We start from the raw sequence: 15,015 nt of genomic DNA on the forward strand, positions 1-15,015 counted from the left end.
TTCCTGAGGGTACTGCTGCAGGATTGATTTTATTTCATTATAATTATCTACAAGCTTCATTATATCCATCTCTGCCTCAAGACCGTTTATATACTGCATGTCAATCATTCAGCTTCACCTCTGGCTACAGTCATACTAACATACTAAACTGCATTCCGTTCTTTTTTCCGGATTTAAGAGAAACGCGAAGAAGTACAAGCAACATGCCGCTCCCTTGCTATTTCATATGCCAATTTTACCAATTATTGATACATGATGTAAAAGAGGATTTCGTCCTATTTTTTGCTATCCTGCCCGTTAGAGAAACGCCAGCAGCTGAACATTTTGGCCGGCTGCCGGCGTGTGACGAATTCGAGCTATCGTCTCCTTTAGTTTAAAAGTCGCAATCTTAATATCATTAAGTCTTCATCGAAATACTGTTCATCAAAGCATGTGGTTCTATACCGTAAACTTCAAACCCCAGCGAGACATATAAGCGTTTTGCTGATTTGTTATTAGACACAACCGTCAAATGAACTTATCGTCTCGCCGGTTACCCTCGTTTATTGATGGAACTCTCGTTTTCCGTTAACAAAACAAAAAGGTTGTTTCTAAACCTAACGAGATTCACCCTAGAGTCGCGATAACAAGCTTCAATTGCTCCAACTGTCTTTGGTAAGTCTCCATGGTCCCTTTTCCTTCTAATAAGCGGTTACGGTGATACCAGTAACTATCAAACTTTCTTGAAAGTAAAGCAACTTCCAAGACATTAGGGTCAACGCTCCCTCCCCCTGCTTTTGTATTCAGACTTTCAAAATATTCTAATGGTTGTTCGCATTCATAAAGTTATTATAATCTACTGTCCATCCACCCAGTAATCTTAATGGTTGTATTTCAATTGGTTTTTTCATAAACTTCATCTCCTTTATATTACATTCACTTAGTAGCTGATATTTCCTACTTCCATTAATCTCCCTTAGTGCCACCACATGGTACAACCGCGCTTCCGGCTCGCCGGCTTCGCCACCCAAGGCATTCACGTTTGGGCACTGAGCGCGTATCCTATCGGGAAAAGATTTTGATTCGCGGAGGAATCGACGGTGGGATACTATGTAACGGTAGAGCCAGGGGTAAAGCTCTACATAGAGGACATCAACCCGGCAGGAAGCAAGACGATCGTATTTCTTCATGGCTGGCCGCTCAACCATGACCAGTTCGAATATCAGTTCGACGTGCTGCCGGGCATGGGCTACCGCTGCATCGGCATCGACTGGCGTGGTTTCGGCAAGTCGGATCGGCCCTACGGGGGCTATTATTTAGAGCGGCTTGCGGATGATATCCGCGCCGTCGTCGAAGAGCTGCAATTGAAGGATTTCGTGCTCGCCGGACATTCGACCGGAGGCGCGATCGCGATCAAATACGTCGTACGGTACAATGGAGGCGGCGTATCCAAACTCGTGCTAATCGACGCGGCAGCGCCACGTGGTTTCACCAAGGAGACCGCCGCGCGGCTGCTGAAGGAGACGTTGAACGACCGAGCGAACATGATGCTCGGCGTAACGGACATTTTCTTCTTCCGGTACATCACCAAGCCATTCTCGGACTGGTTCAATCGGATGGGCATGCAGGCCGCCGGCTGGTCGACGGCTGCGATCGTCGTCATGCTGCGGGACTTCGATTTGAATGCCGAGCTGTCACGCATCCAGGTACCGACGCTGATCGTGCATGGCATTCACGACCAAGTCATTCCATTCAGCCAGGCGGAGGAAATGCATCGGAAAATTCCTCATGCACATCTCGTGCCGTTCATGTACAGCGGCCACGGCTCGTTCTACGATGAACGCGACAAATTGAATCAATTGATACGGGAGTTCGTTGGGACTGCTCGGCGATAACAGATGACCAGAATTCCCCTATCCATCCGTTTTTAGATCAAATATTGATGAAGTGGCCTGAGGAACAAAAATTGCTCCGAGGCGAAGGTGCATGAGCGATGGGCTGCGCATATGAAACGCCCATAACCGTAAAAACAACCCGCTCCATTGCACACAAGTTGCAATGGAGCGGGTTGTTTTTGGCAATATGGACAGTGCTAATTCACCTGACGAAACTCCGGCGGTATTCTCCGGGCCACGTTTGTATCGATCGCCGCCTGGATGACGGCGAGGCGGACGGCCGGAACGACTTTATCGTTGAATATGCTCGGGATGATGTACTGATCGGTCAATTCATTGTCGCTGACTACGGAAGCGATCGCCCAAGCCGCTCTCAGCTTCATTTCCTCGTTGATCGTCGTCGCCCTGCAATCCAGCGCTCCTCGAAACATGCCCGGGAAGCAGAGTACGTTGTTGATCTGGTTCGGATAATCGCTTCGCCCTGTGGCAAGGACCCGCACATGAGGCTCGGCCAGCTCCGGTTCGATCTCCGGCTCGGGATTCGCCATCGCGAATACGATCGGATCGGATGCCATCCGTTTCATATCTTCGAGCTTCAGCACCCCTTTGCGGGAAACGCCGATGAACACGTCAGCACCCTGGATGACATCGGACAGCAGCCCTTCTTTAAGTCCCTGGTTCGTTCGCTCCGCTATCCACGACCACATCGGATTCGAATAGGTCCGGGTGCGGCATAAAGCGCCTTCGCGATCGACCGCGATCAAATGTTTAACCCCTGCGGCAAGCAGCATTTTGACGATGGATACGCCGGCGGCTCCGATGCCCGTAACGACAACCCGTATGTCGGAGGTTGTTTTGCCGACGATCTTTAGCGCATTCAAAAGCCCCGCGAGAAGGACGACGGCGGTACCGTGCTGATCGTCATGGAATACGGGAATGTTGAGCTCCTGCTTCAGGCGCTCCTCGATCTCGAAACAGCGCGGGGACGAAATATCTTCCAGATTGATGCCCCCGAATGCAGGAGACAGCAGCTTGACGGTGCGGATAATTTCTTCCGTGTCCTTGGAGGCGAGACATAAGGGGAATGCATCGACGCCCGCCAGCTGCTTGAACAGCATCGCCTTTCCTTCCATGACCGGCATGGCCGCCTCGGGACCGATATCACCGAGTCCCAGCACGGCCGTCCCGTCCGATACGACGGCCACCGTATTCCGCTTGATCGTCAGCGAGAATGCGCTTGCCGGATTTTCATGGATCGCCATGCATACTTTCGCCACTCCCGGCGTATACACTTTGGACAAATCTTCGCGCGTCTTGATCGGCATTTTCGGCTGAGTTTCGATTTTCCCGCCAAGATGAGCCAGGAATGTAGGATCGGATACGTTGACAAGCGTAACGCCCGGCATATGGCGAATCGCATCCGTTATTTCGCTGGCCGGAACACCCATCAGATTGACCGTTATATCCCTCGTGGTCGATTGTTTCCCGGCGTGAATCATATCGACGGCGATAATGTCGCCGCCGGCCTGGCCGATCGCTCCGGCGATTTCCGCGAAGGAACCGGGCGTTTTCGCCAGCTCGAGCCGAAGAATGATGCTAGTATTTGAGGCCAAATCGCTCATCCTCCCATGGATCTCAGCATATAGCTTCTATAGTTTGATGCTGATCAGCTTCAGCTCCGTCATTTCCTCGACTGCATATCGGATCCCTTCGCGGCCGAAGCCGCTTTCTTTGACGCCCCCGTACGGCATGTTGTCGACCCGGAACGTCGGAAAATCGTTGATCATCACGCCGCCGACTTCAAGACGCTCGGCAGCGCGCATGGCCGACTGGATATCCCGGGTGTATATACCGGCCTGCAAGCCGTAACGGGAATCGTTGACGGCATCGATCGCTTCATCCAAATGATCGAATGAAGACAACGCAACAAGCGGACCGAACACTTCCTGGCAGGAAACCGGTTCTTGCGACGGCACATTTGTCAAAACAGTCGGCGGGAAAACGCCGGAAGAAACCTCTTTTCCTCCAGTCAATACAACTGCACCCTGGGCGACGGCACTGTCCACCCATTGCTGCATGCGCGCTGCCTCCTTATTCGAGATCATCGCGGACAGATCGGTCCGATCGTCGAAAGGATCGCCGATGACAAGCTTCTCCGTCGCTTCCTTGAACCGGACGGCAAACTCGTCAAATTTGGCCGCATGAACGAAAATGCGCTGGATCGAAATGCACACTTGGCCGCTGAATGAGAATGCACCCAGCACGCAGCGGTCGATCAGTTCCTGCGTGATGTCGGCCGTTTCGTCGATAATCAAGCCGGAGTTGGATCCGAGCTCGAGCGTGACGCGCTTCAAGCCGGCTTTGTTTTTCATTGCGATGCCGACTTCCGGGCTGCCCGTAAACGTAATCGCCGCGATGCGGGGATCCCGGACGAGCTTCTCGCCCACGATGGAGCCTTTGCCGGGAATAATATTGAGCGCCCCTTCGGGAAGCCCGGCTTCCGCGAACAGATCGGCGAGAGCGAGCGCGGACAGCGGCGTTTGGCTAGCCGGCTTCAGCACGACCGTATTCCCGGCCGCAATCGCCGGACCGACCTTGTGAGCGACCAGGTTAAAAGGAAAGTTGAACGGTGTAATCGCACCGACCACGCCGATCGGCTTGCGCATCGTAAATGCGATTCGACCTTCCCCACCAGGCGCCGCGTCCAAAGGAACCGTTTCGCCGTGGATGCGGCTAGCTTCCATGGCGGCGAATTTATACGTTTGGATCGTCCGGGCGATTTCCCCCCGCGCCGTTTTGATCGGCTTGGCCGCTTCCAGAGCAAGAATGCGCGCCATTTCTTCCTTGCGAGCTTCGAGCAGAGCGGCGGCTTTCTCGAGAATGGCGGAACGCCGATGCGCCGGCATCGAGGCCATAACGACCGAAGCGGCCTTGGCCGCCTGAATCGCTTCATCCGTATCCGCTTCGCCCGCTTGCGCGACATGAGCGATTACTTCGCCCGTAAACGGAGAGGCGAGCTCCGTATAAGAAGCCGCCTCTTTCCATCGACCGTTGATATACAAATGTTTTTTCACAAGCTCTCCTCCCGTTCCTTAACCGGCCGAAGCCATCGATCTGACGGCATTGCCGATGATGTCCAGCCCTTCCTGCAGCTGATCGTCAGTGATGACGAGCGGAGTCAGGAAACGAAGCACGTTGCCGTGAACGCCGGCGGACAACAAAACGACACCGGATTCATAACAAGCTTTCGTTAACCCGGCAACGAACGTTTTCGCAGGAAGCTTCGTGTCCGGATGAATAAACTCTACCGCACACATCGCCCCGAGTCCGCGGACGTCGGCGATCAAGGGAACTTCCTTCCGCAGCGACTCGAAAAAGGTCCGAATCGTTTCCCCGATCACTCTGGAGCGCTGCACGAGACCGTCGCGTTCCATCAGCTCGATAACCGCGAGCGCCGCGACGCAGCCGAGCGGGCTGCCGCCGTATGTGCCGCCGATTTCGCCCGGATTCGGAGCGTCCATGACGTCCGCTCTTCCGACGACCGCGCTGATCGGCAATCCGGCCGCAATCGATTTGGACATCGTGATCAGATCCGGCTCGATCCCGAAATGGGCGGAAGCGAACATTTCGCCCGTCCGGCCGAAGCCGGTCTGAATTTCATCGGCGATAAACAAAATGCCGTGCTTTTTGCAAATGTTGTAGATGCCTTCCACAAACTGCACCGGAGGTACGATAAATCCTCCTTCCCCTTGTACCGGCTCCATAATGACAGCGGCAATTTCTTCCGGCGCCGCTTCGGTATACAAGAAATCCTCGAATTGGCGCACGCAGAACAGCGCGTAGTCGGTTTCCGACATCCCTTCGGGGCGGTACAACGGGTAAGGGTATTGCGCTTTGTAGGTGGCGGGCGCAAATGGACCCATTTCGAATTTATACGGCTTCACTTTGCTCGTCAAAGACATACCGAGCAGCGTACGTCCGTGAAACCCGCGGGTAAACGAAACGATTCCGGAACGGCCCGTAAATTTGCGGGCGATTTTGACCGCATTTTCCACCGCCTCCGCACCGCTGTTCAGGAACAGCGCTTTTTTCGGAAATGGCCCCGGCGTCAGTTGCGCCAGTTTCTCCGCGAGCTCCACGTACGGCTCGTACATCGCTACATGAAAGCAAGTATGAATATATCGCTCAGCTTGCTTTTGGATCGCTTGCACCACTTCGGGAGGGCAATGACCGGCATTGATCGTGCCGATCGCCCCGGCAAAATCGAGGAATACGTTGCCGTCGACATCGTACAGCAAAGCGCCTTCCGCTTTCTCGACAAAAATCGGCGTATTATTGCCTACTCCTTTGGGCACGGCATTCGTTCTTCTTTCCAGCATCGCCGTCGTCTTCGGACCGGGGACCGAAGTTCGAATGGAGACGAATCTTCTGTTGTTGTCCATTTCCGTCATTCCCCTTTGCCTTTGTAAAATCCCAAAGGTTTAAGCTCCATATTGACGTTGATTTGCTTCACTTCCGTATATTCGTCCAAGCCGAAGGTGCCTAGTTCCCGGCCAAGCCCGCTTTGCTTAAACCCGCCCCACGGCGCTTCGTTATAGGTCGGATGATACGTATTTACCCACATAATGCCGGAGCGCACCTTCCGCGCAACACGCATCGAGCGGCTCGCGTCGTTCGTAAACACGGCCCCCGCCAGCCCGTACACCGTACCGTTCGCGAGACGGATCGCTTCTTCTTCGTCCTTGAACCGCTGGACGACAAGCACCGGTCCGAATATTTCTTCTTGCACGACACGCATGTCGGGCGTTGTATCGGTAAGGATCGTCGGCTCCACAAAATTTCCTTTGGCGTATTCGCCGACGGTTAACCGGCTGCCTCCTGCCGCAACGGTCGCGCCTTCTTGACGCCCGATTTCGATATACGACAGCACCTTTTCCATATGCGCCTGCGAGACGAGAGGTCCCATTTCCGTTTCCGCATCCATTCCGTTACCTACGCGGATCAGGTTCGTTCTTTCCACCAGCTCTTTCATAAACGCATCGTAGATTTCGTCCTGGATCAGCAGGCGCGAGCCCGACGAACAAACTTGACCGGAACCGATGTAGATGCCGTACATGACGTATTCGGCGACTACGGATGGGTCCGCATCGGCAAACACGATATTCGGCGATTTACCGCCCAGCTCAAGCGACACTTTCTTGATGTTGCCCGCCGCGGCCCGCATGACGCTTCTCCCGGTTTCAGTGCCGCCGGTAAAGGCGACCTTGTCCACCATGCCGCTTGCGGCCAGCTCCGCGCCGACCGTTTTGCCGTCGCCGAGCACGAGGTTTGCGACTCCTTTCGGAAAGCCGACTTTCTCGATCAGCTCGAACAATCGAATGGCGGTCAGCGGTGTCATTTCCGACGGCTTGAATACTGTCACGTTCCCGGCACCGAGGCAGGGAGCCAATTTCCATGCCGCCATCATGAGCGGGAAGTTCCACGGCACGATTTGTCCGCACACTCCGACCGGCTCTCTGACGACCATAGCTTGGATCGGGTAAGGCACCTCGTACGTCTGCCCGTGAGGCTTCGTAATAAGTCCGGCATAGTAGCGGAAGCAGCTGACCGCGCTCGATACGTCGGATTCCGCTTCGCCAAGCGGCTTCCCGTTGTTAAGCGTCTCCAATCGGGCAAGCTCGTCCGCATGCGCTTCGATTTGATCGGCCAAGGCGAACAGCAGTCTGGCCCGTTCCCTGGACGATGTATCTCTCCAATTCGTCTCATCGAACGTATAACGGGCTAATCGAATGGCTCGCTGTACGTCCTCAAGACCTCCTTCCGTCACGACGGCGATGCGTTCGCCCGTAGCCGGGTTCGTAATGTCGCGCGTTTTCCCCGATGCGGCTTCCACCCATTCGCCGCCAATGTACATTTTTCCGATGCCTTGCATCGCTTCCGCCATGATATTCCCCTCCAATAAATCCGTGAAGTGATGGGCGGATTACTCCGCCGCCGTAACGTCGCAGACGTAAATGTACTCATCCATGCGAGGCTGCCAATTCCACTTATTGCTTAAGCCGTACAGATCGAACTGCTGGAACAACGGAATCCACGGCAGCTCGTCGCGGAAAATGAGGCACGCCATCCGGTACAGCTCGTTCCGGCGCTCCGAATCGAGAATATGGCTCGCTTCCAACACCATATCGGCCATATCGTCGTTATGATAGTCTGTCGGGTTCCACGGGTTCGGCGCTATATAGGCATTGCGGTATACTTCATCCGGATCGAACGTCGAATTGCCCCAACCTACATAGTACATTTGATCGTATTCATGATGACGGAACCGGCTTATAAATTGCGGCCATGGCTGAATATTCACATGCAAGCGAACGCCGATCTTCTCGAGCTGACGCCCAATCCGCAGACCGATCTCCTTGTCTTGCGTGAAACGGCCGTCCGGCACTTCCAGCTTCACGTCCACTCCGTCCGGGTAGCCCGCTCCCGCCATCAATTGCTTCGCCCGCTCCAAATCGTAAGCGATAGGCGGAAGCGTAGGATCGACGCCGAAAGCTTGCGGATACACCGGGCCGGCCAGAGCTGAGCCGCAGCCGCTTAGCTCCTTCTGAATAATCTCGCGAACGTTGATCGCGTGGGCCATCGCCTGCCTCAGCTTTTTATTTTTCAAAATCGGGTGATGGGTGTTGATGCCCATGTAAATGACGCCGACGCTCGGGGTGCCGACGACCGACAGCTCCGGGTTCGCTTCCACTTCTTCGCGCGCAAGCGGCGGGAAGTTGGCGGCCAAATGAATCGTGCCGTTCTGCAGCCCTTGTACGCGATCGCTTCCTTCGGGAACGGCCCGGAAGGTCAGCTTCTGCACGGACGGACTGCCGTGCCAGTAGTCGTTGTTGGCCGTCAGTTCCACGACGCCGTTCGGCTTGTCCCAACTGACGAACTTGAACGGACCGGTTCCGTTCGGTACGCGGCTGAAATGCTCTTCCCCATGCTCGGCGATATATTGCGGCGGAATCATCATCAGTCCGGTAAGCTGCGCGAGCAGGTTCGGGTCCGGTCGGTTCGTCACGACGCGAACGGTCAGATCATCGACGATCTCGACATGGTCGATCGAATTGAACCGGCCGTACGGAGGAAACTTGGGCTCGCGATGCGGATCGACCATGCGTTCCAGCGAGAATTTTACCGTAGACGCATTCATCTTCTCGCCATTATGGAACGTAACGCTGGGGCGCAGCCGGAACTCGATCACCGTATCGGTAATGACCTCCCAGCTTTCCGCCAGCCAAGGCTCGATGTCCATCGAGGGATTGCGGCGGACAAGACCGTCGTATACTTGCAGTAATATATTGGCGGTTGTTGTTTCCGAATGGGCGTACGGGTCCATGGTTGAAGCGTCCGTGCCTTGAGCGATTACCATTGATTTGTTATGATCCATTATTGGGTTCCTCCTAAGAGTTTTGCGAAGCAAACTTGCTTCGTATGCGTTCGCGTTAAAACAAAAGCGTCGAGCCGACCTGCCACACCGCATGAACAGGGGCTCCTTCACGCAAGGACAGATTCGCTTCGCCGTGCATCGGCATTTTGACGAGAAACGGTTTCTCCAGCCCAGATACTTGCAGGCCGATCAAATAGGACGATCCCGTATAATGGACATACAGCACCGTACCGGTTATTTGGTTCTGCCGATCCCGATCGAGCTGCGTGACTGACGCATCGTCAGCCGCGAACAGCGACACCGCTTCCGGGCGGATCATCGCCGTAGCGTTCCCCGACTTGTCTGCCGACCCGGCCGCTTTAATACGCTGACCTCCGGCAAGCGTTACGTCCGTACTGCCGTTTGCCGCCTTGTGCTCTTTCACCGGCAGCAAATTCGAATCGCCTACGAAGTCGGCTACGAACGAATCGTTCGGACGGCCGTATACGTTCTCGGGCGTGTCCAGCTGTACGATATGGCCCTTGTTCATGACAGCGATCCGGTCGGACAATACCATCGCTTCTTCCTGGTCGTGGGTAACGAAGATAGCGGTAAATCCGATCTGCTTCTGCAACTGGCGTATTTCAACGCGCAGCGCTTGACGCAGCTTCGCATCCAGGTTGCTGAGCGGCTCGTCGAACAATACGAGCGGGGGCCGCAGCACGAGCGTGCGGGCGAGCGCAACACGCTGCTGCTGGCCGCCCGACAGCTGCGCAGGCATCCTTTGTTCCATGCCGGCGAGCTGAACCGACTGCAACGCTTGCTGCACTCTTTCCTTGATTTCATGCTTCGGCACGCCTTGACGGCGCAGACCGAACGCCACGTTCTCGAAGATCGACAGATGCGGGAACAGCGCATAATTTTGAAATACAAGGCCGACATTGCGTTTATATGGAGCGACCCGCGTCAAATCCTTGTCCGCCAAATGGATTGAGCCGCTTGTCGGCTCGAGAAGCCCGGCCACCATCCGCAGCGTAGTCGTTTTACCGCATCCGCTCGGACCTAGCAAAGACACCATTTCCCCGCTGCGGACGGTCAAATCCAGCTTTTCCACAATGACGTTGGCGCCATATTGCTTTCGAAGCTCCCGTAATCGCAGTTCACTCATAGTACGAACCTCCCCTGCTACAAAATCTTATTTCGTTTCAGCATGCTCATCCCGATCAAACCGATCAGAACCGTGCCGAGTATGATGATGGAAGATGCGGCCGCAATAGCCGGAGTCATATTGAACTGAATGTCCGAGTAAATGAGCATCGGCAGTGTAACCATTCCCGGTCCGGTCAAGAACAGGGCCATGACCAGCTCGTCAAACGACATGATAAAGGCAAAGAAAGCGCTTGCCATCAAGGCGGGGCGAACGAGCGGAATCGTCACGAGCCTGAGCGTTTGCCACGGCGTAGCGCCGAGAATCAAAGACGCTTCCTCAACCGAGCGGTCCAGACGGGCAAACCCGGCGCTCATCGTCCTTACGACGTAAGGCACCGTAAGAATGATATGGGCCATCACGAGCCGGAAGAAATAGTCGCTCACTCCCAGATTGCTGTAAAAAATGAGCAAGCCTATCCCGAACAGCAGCGTCGGCACGAGCAGCGGAGACAAAAATAACGACCGCATCGTTTCTTTGGAACGGAATTCGTACTTCTTGAACGCGAGCGCGATTAAAGTGCCGATCGGCAATGCAACGGCGGTTGTCGTGACGGCGATCCATATGCTGTTCCAGAAAGGCTTGGCATACCGTCCTCCGGTCAATACTTCATTGTACCAATGGAACGTAAAGCCTTTGGGCGGAAACACGAGATAAGCGCTCTCGGTGAAAGAAGTAATGACCACCACGACGAGCGGAGCCACGATGAACAAATAGATAAACAAGTTGACCGCATTCAGGACAGAAAATCGTTTCTTCATACGATACCAGCTCCCTGCGCTGAACTGCGTCTAAGCGCCCGGTTATACAAATTCGTGATTAGGAATACGGTGACGAGCAAAACGACGGCGAGTGCGGAAGCATACGGCCAATTCATCAAATGAATCGTCTGGTTGTATATTTCGGTCGCCATTACCTGCACTCTCGGTCCACCGATCAAGGCCGGCGTTATATAGAAGCTGATCGAGATCGAGAACACGAGCAGCGTACCCGCCACGATACCCGGCAACGAGAGCGGCAAGGTGACAAACCAGAATACTTTGGACGGTGAAGCACCCAAGTTGGCCGCCGCCGACTCCAGGTTCCGATCCATCCCGTCCAGCACGCTGTACAGCACCAATACCATAAAAGGCAGCAATACGTGAACCATCGCTATGACGACGCCCGTAGACGTGTAAAGCAGATCGATCGGTTTATCGATGAAACCAATGTTCAGCAACAGTTGGTTGATTAGTCCTTTTCGGCCCAAAATGACGATCCATCCGAAGTTTCGGATGACTGCGCTTGTAAGCAAGGGCAATGCGATGAGAAGCAGCAGCAAATATTTGTTTTTCGGGTTGGAACGGGCTACCCCGTAAGCGAGACAATAACCGAGAATCAAGCACAGCAGGCTGATCACAGCGCCCATGACCAAAGTGCGCCAAAGAATCTTCAAATAGTGAGGATCTTTGAAAAAAGCCAAATACTGCTCGAACACGAAAGCCTTCTCCATCATTCCGTCCGCAGTGGTGCGATAAAAGCTGAACAGCAGCAGCTGTCCGACCGGCAGCAGAAAGAAAAAGATAAGAATGAGCAAGCCGGGAGCCATCAAGATCCACTGTGGAGGCAACCGTCGAAGCATAAGGGATCCGTCCTTTCCATGGTCAAAGGAAAGAGATAGCGGCATCGGCTGCATAACCGCCACCTCTTTCGCCTAAGCCGGATTATTTGCTGATCAGCTTGTTCCACTGCGCCGTCCAGGCGTTGCGGTTCGCTGTCACGACTTCCCAATTCAGCGGCACCAAGCTGTTTACGGCTGCTTCGCCGTACGGCATAACGGCTGCCAGCTCGGCGGAAAGCTTCACGTTTTTGTTCGACGGGGCAAATCCGGTTTGCTCGGCAAACGCTTGTTGAACTTCCGGTCGGAGTGCATAGTTGACGAACTGCTGGGCGAGGTCGGCGTTTTTGCTTCCTTTTACGACTTGCGCGTTGATGAACGTGGCCATCGCTCCTTCTTTCGGGACGACGAACTTGATCGGCTGGCCTTTCTTGCGGAAGTTGAAGGCGTATCCGGAATCGTAAGCGGCGATCCAAGCTTCTTCTTGGGCGAACAGGTTGCCTACATCCGGGGTAGAGGCTACGATAGCGGCCACGTTCGGCAACAGCGTTTTGATCTTTTCAAAGCCTTTATCCATATTGGATTCATCGCCGCCGGCAAGCTTCGAGTTCATGACGGCAAACTGCAGGCCGAACGTATTCGTCAAGTCGACCAGTCCGACATGTCCTTTGAATTCAGGCTTCCACAAATCGTTCCACGAAGTAGGCGGCGTTTTGATTTTATTCTCGTTGTATATAATCCCCAAAGCGTCGAATGCGATGCTCGGTCCGTAGCCGCCCGTGTTGATCGCGGGCTTGTACAAGTCTTTGAGATTGGTCAGCAGCTTCTCGTCTGCAGGCAAGATCAGTCCTTCTTTGGCCGCTTGTACTTCCTGTCCGCCGGAGAATTGCACGACGTCGAGCGTAGGGGCGCTTTTCTCCGCGCGCATACGGACCAGTGCATCTGCCGAGTATAGGGTGACGACTTCCACTTTGGCGTTGAATTCTTTCTCGAACGGCTTAATCAAATATTCCTTCTGGGCGGTTTCATAATCGCCGCCGAATGAAGTAACGACTAATTTTCTTGGAGGTTCGGCTGCTTTGCCGCCATCAGCAGACTTCGAATCGGGCGCTTTCGTCGCATTTCCGCCGCAGCCTGTAATAACGAGGAGAGCGGAAATCATCGTAACCGCGGAAATTTTCATCCATGCTTTTTTAGCCAACATGTAGACCCCTCCTTAGGTGTAAGAGCTATTCATGAGTTTCCTTTACCGGTATTTTCGGTTTGTCATCCGCCGACGATACAGCCAGCTTGTTAAGCCATTGAAATGGACGCAGTCCGGCGTCGTCGCGCCTCGCGATCATTTCCGGGTGCCACTGCACCGCAAGCACATTGCTGCGGTCTTTCATTGCAATCGCTTCCACAATGTTGTCTTCGGAATGGCCTACGACTTCCAGCCCTTCCCCCAATCGTTTGACCGATTGATGATGAATGCTGTTGACCCCGATTTCAACCCCCCCCAAGACAGCGCTTGCAAAATGGTCGGACCTCATCTGCACCGGGTGAACCGAGCGCCACGGTTCTTTCGTCTCCCAATGATTCAGCATGTTATCCGATAATTCGTCGATGTCGGCGTGCAGGGTCCCCCCGCAAAAGACATTTAACAGCTGCATCCCCCGGCATATGCAAAGTATCGGGATATTGCGCTCCAGCGCGAGTGCCATCAATTCCATCTCGTATTGGTCTCTCACCGGATCGATCCGGTGCGCGCTCGGCTGCAGCTGTTCGCCGTACAACCGCGGATCCACGTCTTCTCCGCCGGAAAATACAAGTCCATCGATAGTATCCAACTGTTGACCGATTTTATCCTTATCCACTACCGGCATCGGGATCGGAGTCGCCCCCGACCGGAAAACCGCTTGGATCATGTCATAACTGAACAGCGAGAAAGCTTGCCTCGGAATACCGCGAATATGACCGCCAACTGCTTCTTCTTCCGAGATGTAATACCCTACGACACCTATTCTGGGCAATCGCTCCGCCGATTTCATGTTGTCACCTCCATGCCGTTTCGTTATTCTACGAACTGGCTCAATTTCGCCAATGTTTTATGGACATGCATGTGCATCGTCTTGCTTGCTTTATCGCCATCGCGCTCGGCGAGGGCTTCAATCAGCACGCGATGCTGTTCGTAGCTGGCCAATTGGATTTCGCGGTTGTACGGCATTAAATCGAGCCCCGGATTGATCTTCGTGCGAATCAGCCTAACAGCGCTTTCAAAAAACGAATTTCCGGATGCGCGGGCGATTTCCAGATGGAATTTCACGTCCAAGGAACGAAACATTTCCCGGTTGCAATCTTCCCCGCTGCTCTTCTCGACGAGATCGCGGACATAGGCAAGATGCTCCGGCGTAATGCGCGCTGCCGCCAATCTCGCCGCTTCCGGCTCGATGACCGAACGGTATTCCAGCAGCTCTTTTGTTTGCGTCCAATTATCGGCGATTTGCTGGATCGTCCGCTGATGCGTTTTGGCGGTGAGCGGTAAAACAAATGTTCCTCCTTTTGCGCCGAGTCGTCTTTCGATCAGCCCCTTCTGCTCCAATTCTGCAATCGCTTCCCTTACGGCCAATCGGCTTGCTTTGAATAATGTTGCCAATTCCCTTTCAGGCGGTAATTGCTCTTCGGGCAAAACCTCTTTCAAAATAATCGCTTCTTCGAGCTGTTCCAGAATGAAGTCGCTCACCCGTTTCGGCGTTACCTCTTTAAACTGGGCAAAAAAAGGAGATACCATCTGAACTTCCTCCACATTCCATTGTACGACCGTTTTAATGGTATAATGTTCGAACCTTAAACCAATAGTAACAGGCGCATCGTCCGTTGGCAAGTTATATTTTTTGGAAGGTTACAAAAAACCGGAACACCCTGTACGTCAGGACGTTCCGGT

12 protein-coding genes are annotated in these 15,015 nt (G+C 54.0%); 1 reads left to right on the forward strand and 11 read right to left on the reverse strand.

Annotated elements, in window-relative coordinates:
- The first annotated feature begins 1,079 nt into the window (after window positions 1–1,079).
- A complete protein-coding gene (locus D7M11_RS34455; protein ID WP_120751809.1) occupies window positions 1,080–1,874 on the forward strand; it encodes an alpha/beta fold hydrolase in 795 nt (264 codons plus the stop codon).
- A gap of 197 nt (window positions 1,875–2,071) precedes the next feature.
- On the opposite strand, the gene D7M11_RS34460 is transcribed toward D7M11_RS34455, so the two are convergent.
- The 11 genes from D7M11_RS34460 to D7M11_RS34510 form a co-directional block, all read right to left on the reverse strand.
- Entirely contained in the window at window positions 2,072–3,496 is a 1,425-nt protein-coding gene (locus tag D7M11_RS34460) for an NAD-dependent malic enzyme (RefSeq protein ID WP_120751810.1), read from the reverse strand.
- 27 nt (window positions 3,497–3,523) lie between these two features.
- A complete protein-coding gene (locus D7M11_RS34465) occupies window positions 3,524–4,948 on the reverse strand; it encodes an aldehyde dehydrogenase family protein (RefSeq protein WP_120751811.1) in 1,425 nt (474 codons plus the stop codon).
- 18 nt (window positions 4,949–4,966) lie between these two features.
- Window positions 4,967–6,316, reverse strand: a complete 1,350-nt coding sequence (gene gabT, locus D7M11_RS34470) for a 4-aminobutyrate--2-oxoglutarate transaminase (protein WP_120751812.1) — start codon at window positions 6,314–6,316, stop codon at window positions 4,967–4,969.
- Window positions 6,317–6,321: 5 nt separating this feature from the next.
- Window positions 6,322–7,818 (reverse strand): aldehyde dehydrogenase family protein, encoded by a 1,497-nt coding sequence (locus D7M11_RS34475; protein WP_420818459.1) that lies wholly within the window; start codon window positions 7,816–7,818, stop codon window positions 6,322–6,324.
- A gap of 39 nt (window positions 7,819–7,857) precedes the next feature.
- A complete protein-coding gene (locus D7M11_RS34480) occupies window positions 7,858–9,309 on the reverse strand; it encodes an ABC transporter substrate-binding protein (RefSeq protein ID WP_158606994.1) in 1,452 nt (483 codons plus the stop codon).
- 55 nt (window positions 9,310–9,364) lie between these two features.
- Window positions 9,365–10,456, reverse strand: coding sequence for an ABC transporter ATP-binding protein (locus D7M11_RS34485; protein ID WP_120751814.1), 1,092 nt, complete (start codon window positions 10,454–10,456; stop codon window positions 9,365–9,367).
- A gap of 17 nt (window positions 10,457–10,473) precedes the next feature.
- Window positions 10,474–11,256 (reverse strand): ABC transporter permease, encoded by a 783-nt coding sequence (locus D7M11_RS34490; RefSeq protein WP_120751815.1) that lies wholly within the window; start codon window positions 11,254–11,256, stop codon window positions 10,474–10,476.
- Window positions 11,253–12,116 carry an ABC transporter permease gene (locus D7M11_RS34495; protein WP_158606995.1) on the reverse strand — a complete coding sequence of 288 codons (864 nt, stop codon included), beginning with the start codon at window positions 12,114–12,116 and terminating at the stop codon, window positions 11,253–11,255. Before D7M11_RS34495 ends, D7M11_RS34490 begins: the two co-directional genes overlap by 4 nt.
- Before the next feature lie 82 nt (window positions 12,117–12,198).
- A complete protein-coding gene (locus D7M11_RS34500) occupies window positions 12,199–13,296 on the reverse strand; it encodes an ABC transporter substrate-binding protein (protein WP_120751817.1) in 1,098 nt (365 codons plus the stop codon).
- Between the two features lie 25 nt (window positions 13,297–13,321).
- Window positions 13,322–14,122, reverse strand: coding sequence for a gamma-glutamyl-gamma-aminobutyrate hydrolase family protein (locus D7M11_RS34505; RefSeq protein ID WP_120751818.1), 801 nt, complete (start codon window positions 14,120–14,122; stop codon window positions 13,322–13,324).
- Between the two features lie 23 nt (window positions 14,123–14,145).
- A complete protein-coding gene (locus D7M11_RS34510) occupies window positions 14,146–14,862 on the reverse strand; it encodes a FadR/GntR family transcriptional regulator (protein ID WP_120751819.1) in 717 nt (238 codons plus the stop codon).
- Window positions 14,863–15,015: the final 153 nt, after the last annotated feature.

This window comes from Paenibacillus ginsengarvi, from assembly GCF_003626695.1.
In the GTDB taxonomy this organism is placed as follows: domain Bacteria; phylum Bacillota; class Bacilli; order Paenibacillales; family NBRC-103111; genus Paenibacillus_AB; species Paenibacillus_AB ginsengarvi.

Coding starts and splice junctions, on each gene's coding strand:
- D7M11_RS34460 (WP_120751810.1), bottom strand. CDS start 3,496: ATGAGCGATTTGGCCTCAAATACTAGCATCATTCTTCGGCTCGAGCTG.
- gabT (WP_120751812.1), bottom strand. CDS start 6,316: ATGGACAACAACAGAAGATTCGTCTCCATTCGAACTTCGGTCCCCGGT.
- D7M11_RS34475 (WP_420818459.1), bottom strand. CDS start 7,818: ATGGCGGAAGCGATGCAAGGCATCGGAAAAATGTACATTGGCGGCGAA.
- D7M11_RS34480 (WP_158606994.1), bottom strand. CDS start 9,309: ATGGATCATAACAAATCAATGGTAATCGCTCAAGGCACGGACGCTTCA.
- D7M11_RS34485 (WP_120751814.1), bottom strand. CDS start 10,456: ATGAGTGAACTGCGATTACGGGAGCTTCGAAAGCAATATGGCGCCAAC.
- D7M11_RS34490 (WP_120751815.1), bottom strand. CDS start 11,256: ATGAAGAAACGATTTTCTGTCCTGAATGCGGTCAACTTGTTTATCTAT.
- D7M11_RS34495 (WP_158606995.1), bottom strand. CDS start 12,116: ATGCTTCGACGGTTGCCTCCACAGTGGATCTTGATGGCTCCCGGCTTG.
- D7M11_RS34500 (WP_120751817.1), bottom strand. CDS start 13,296: ATGTTGGCTAAAAAAGCATGGATGAAAATTTCCGCGGTTACGATGATT.
- D7M11_RS34505 (WP_120751818.1), bottom strand. CDS start 14,122: ATGAAATCGGCGGAGCGATTGCCCAGAATAGGTGTCGTAGGGTATTAC.
- D7M11_RS34510 (WP_120751819.1), bottom strand. CDS start 14,862: ATGGTATCTCCTTTTTTTGCCCAGTTTAAAGAGGTAACGCCGAAACGG.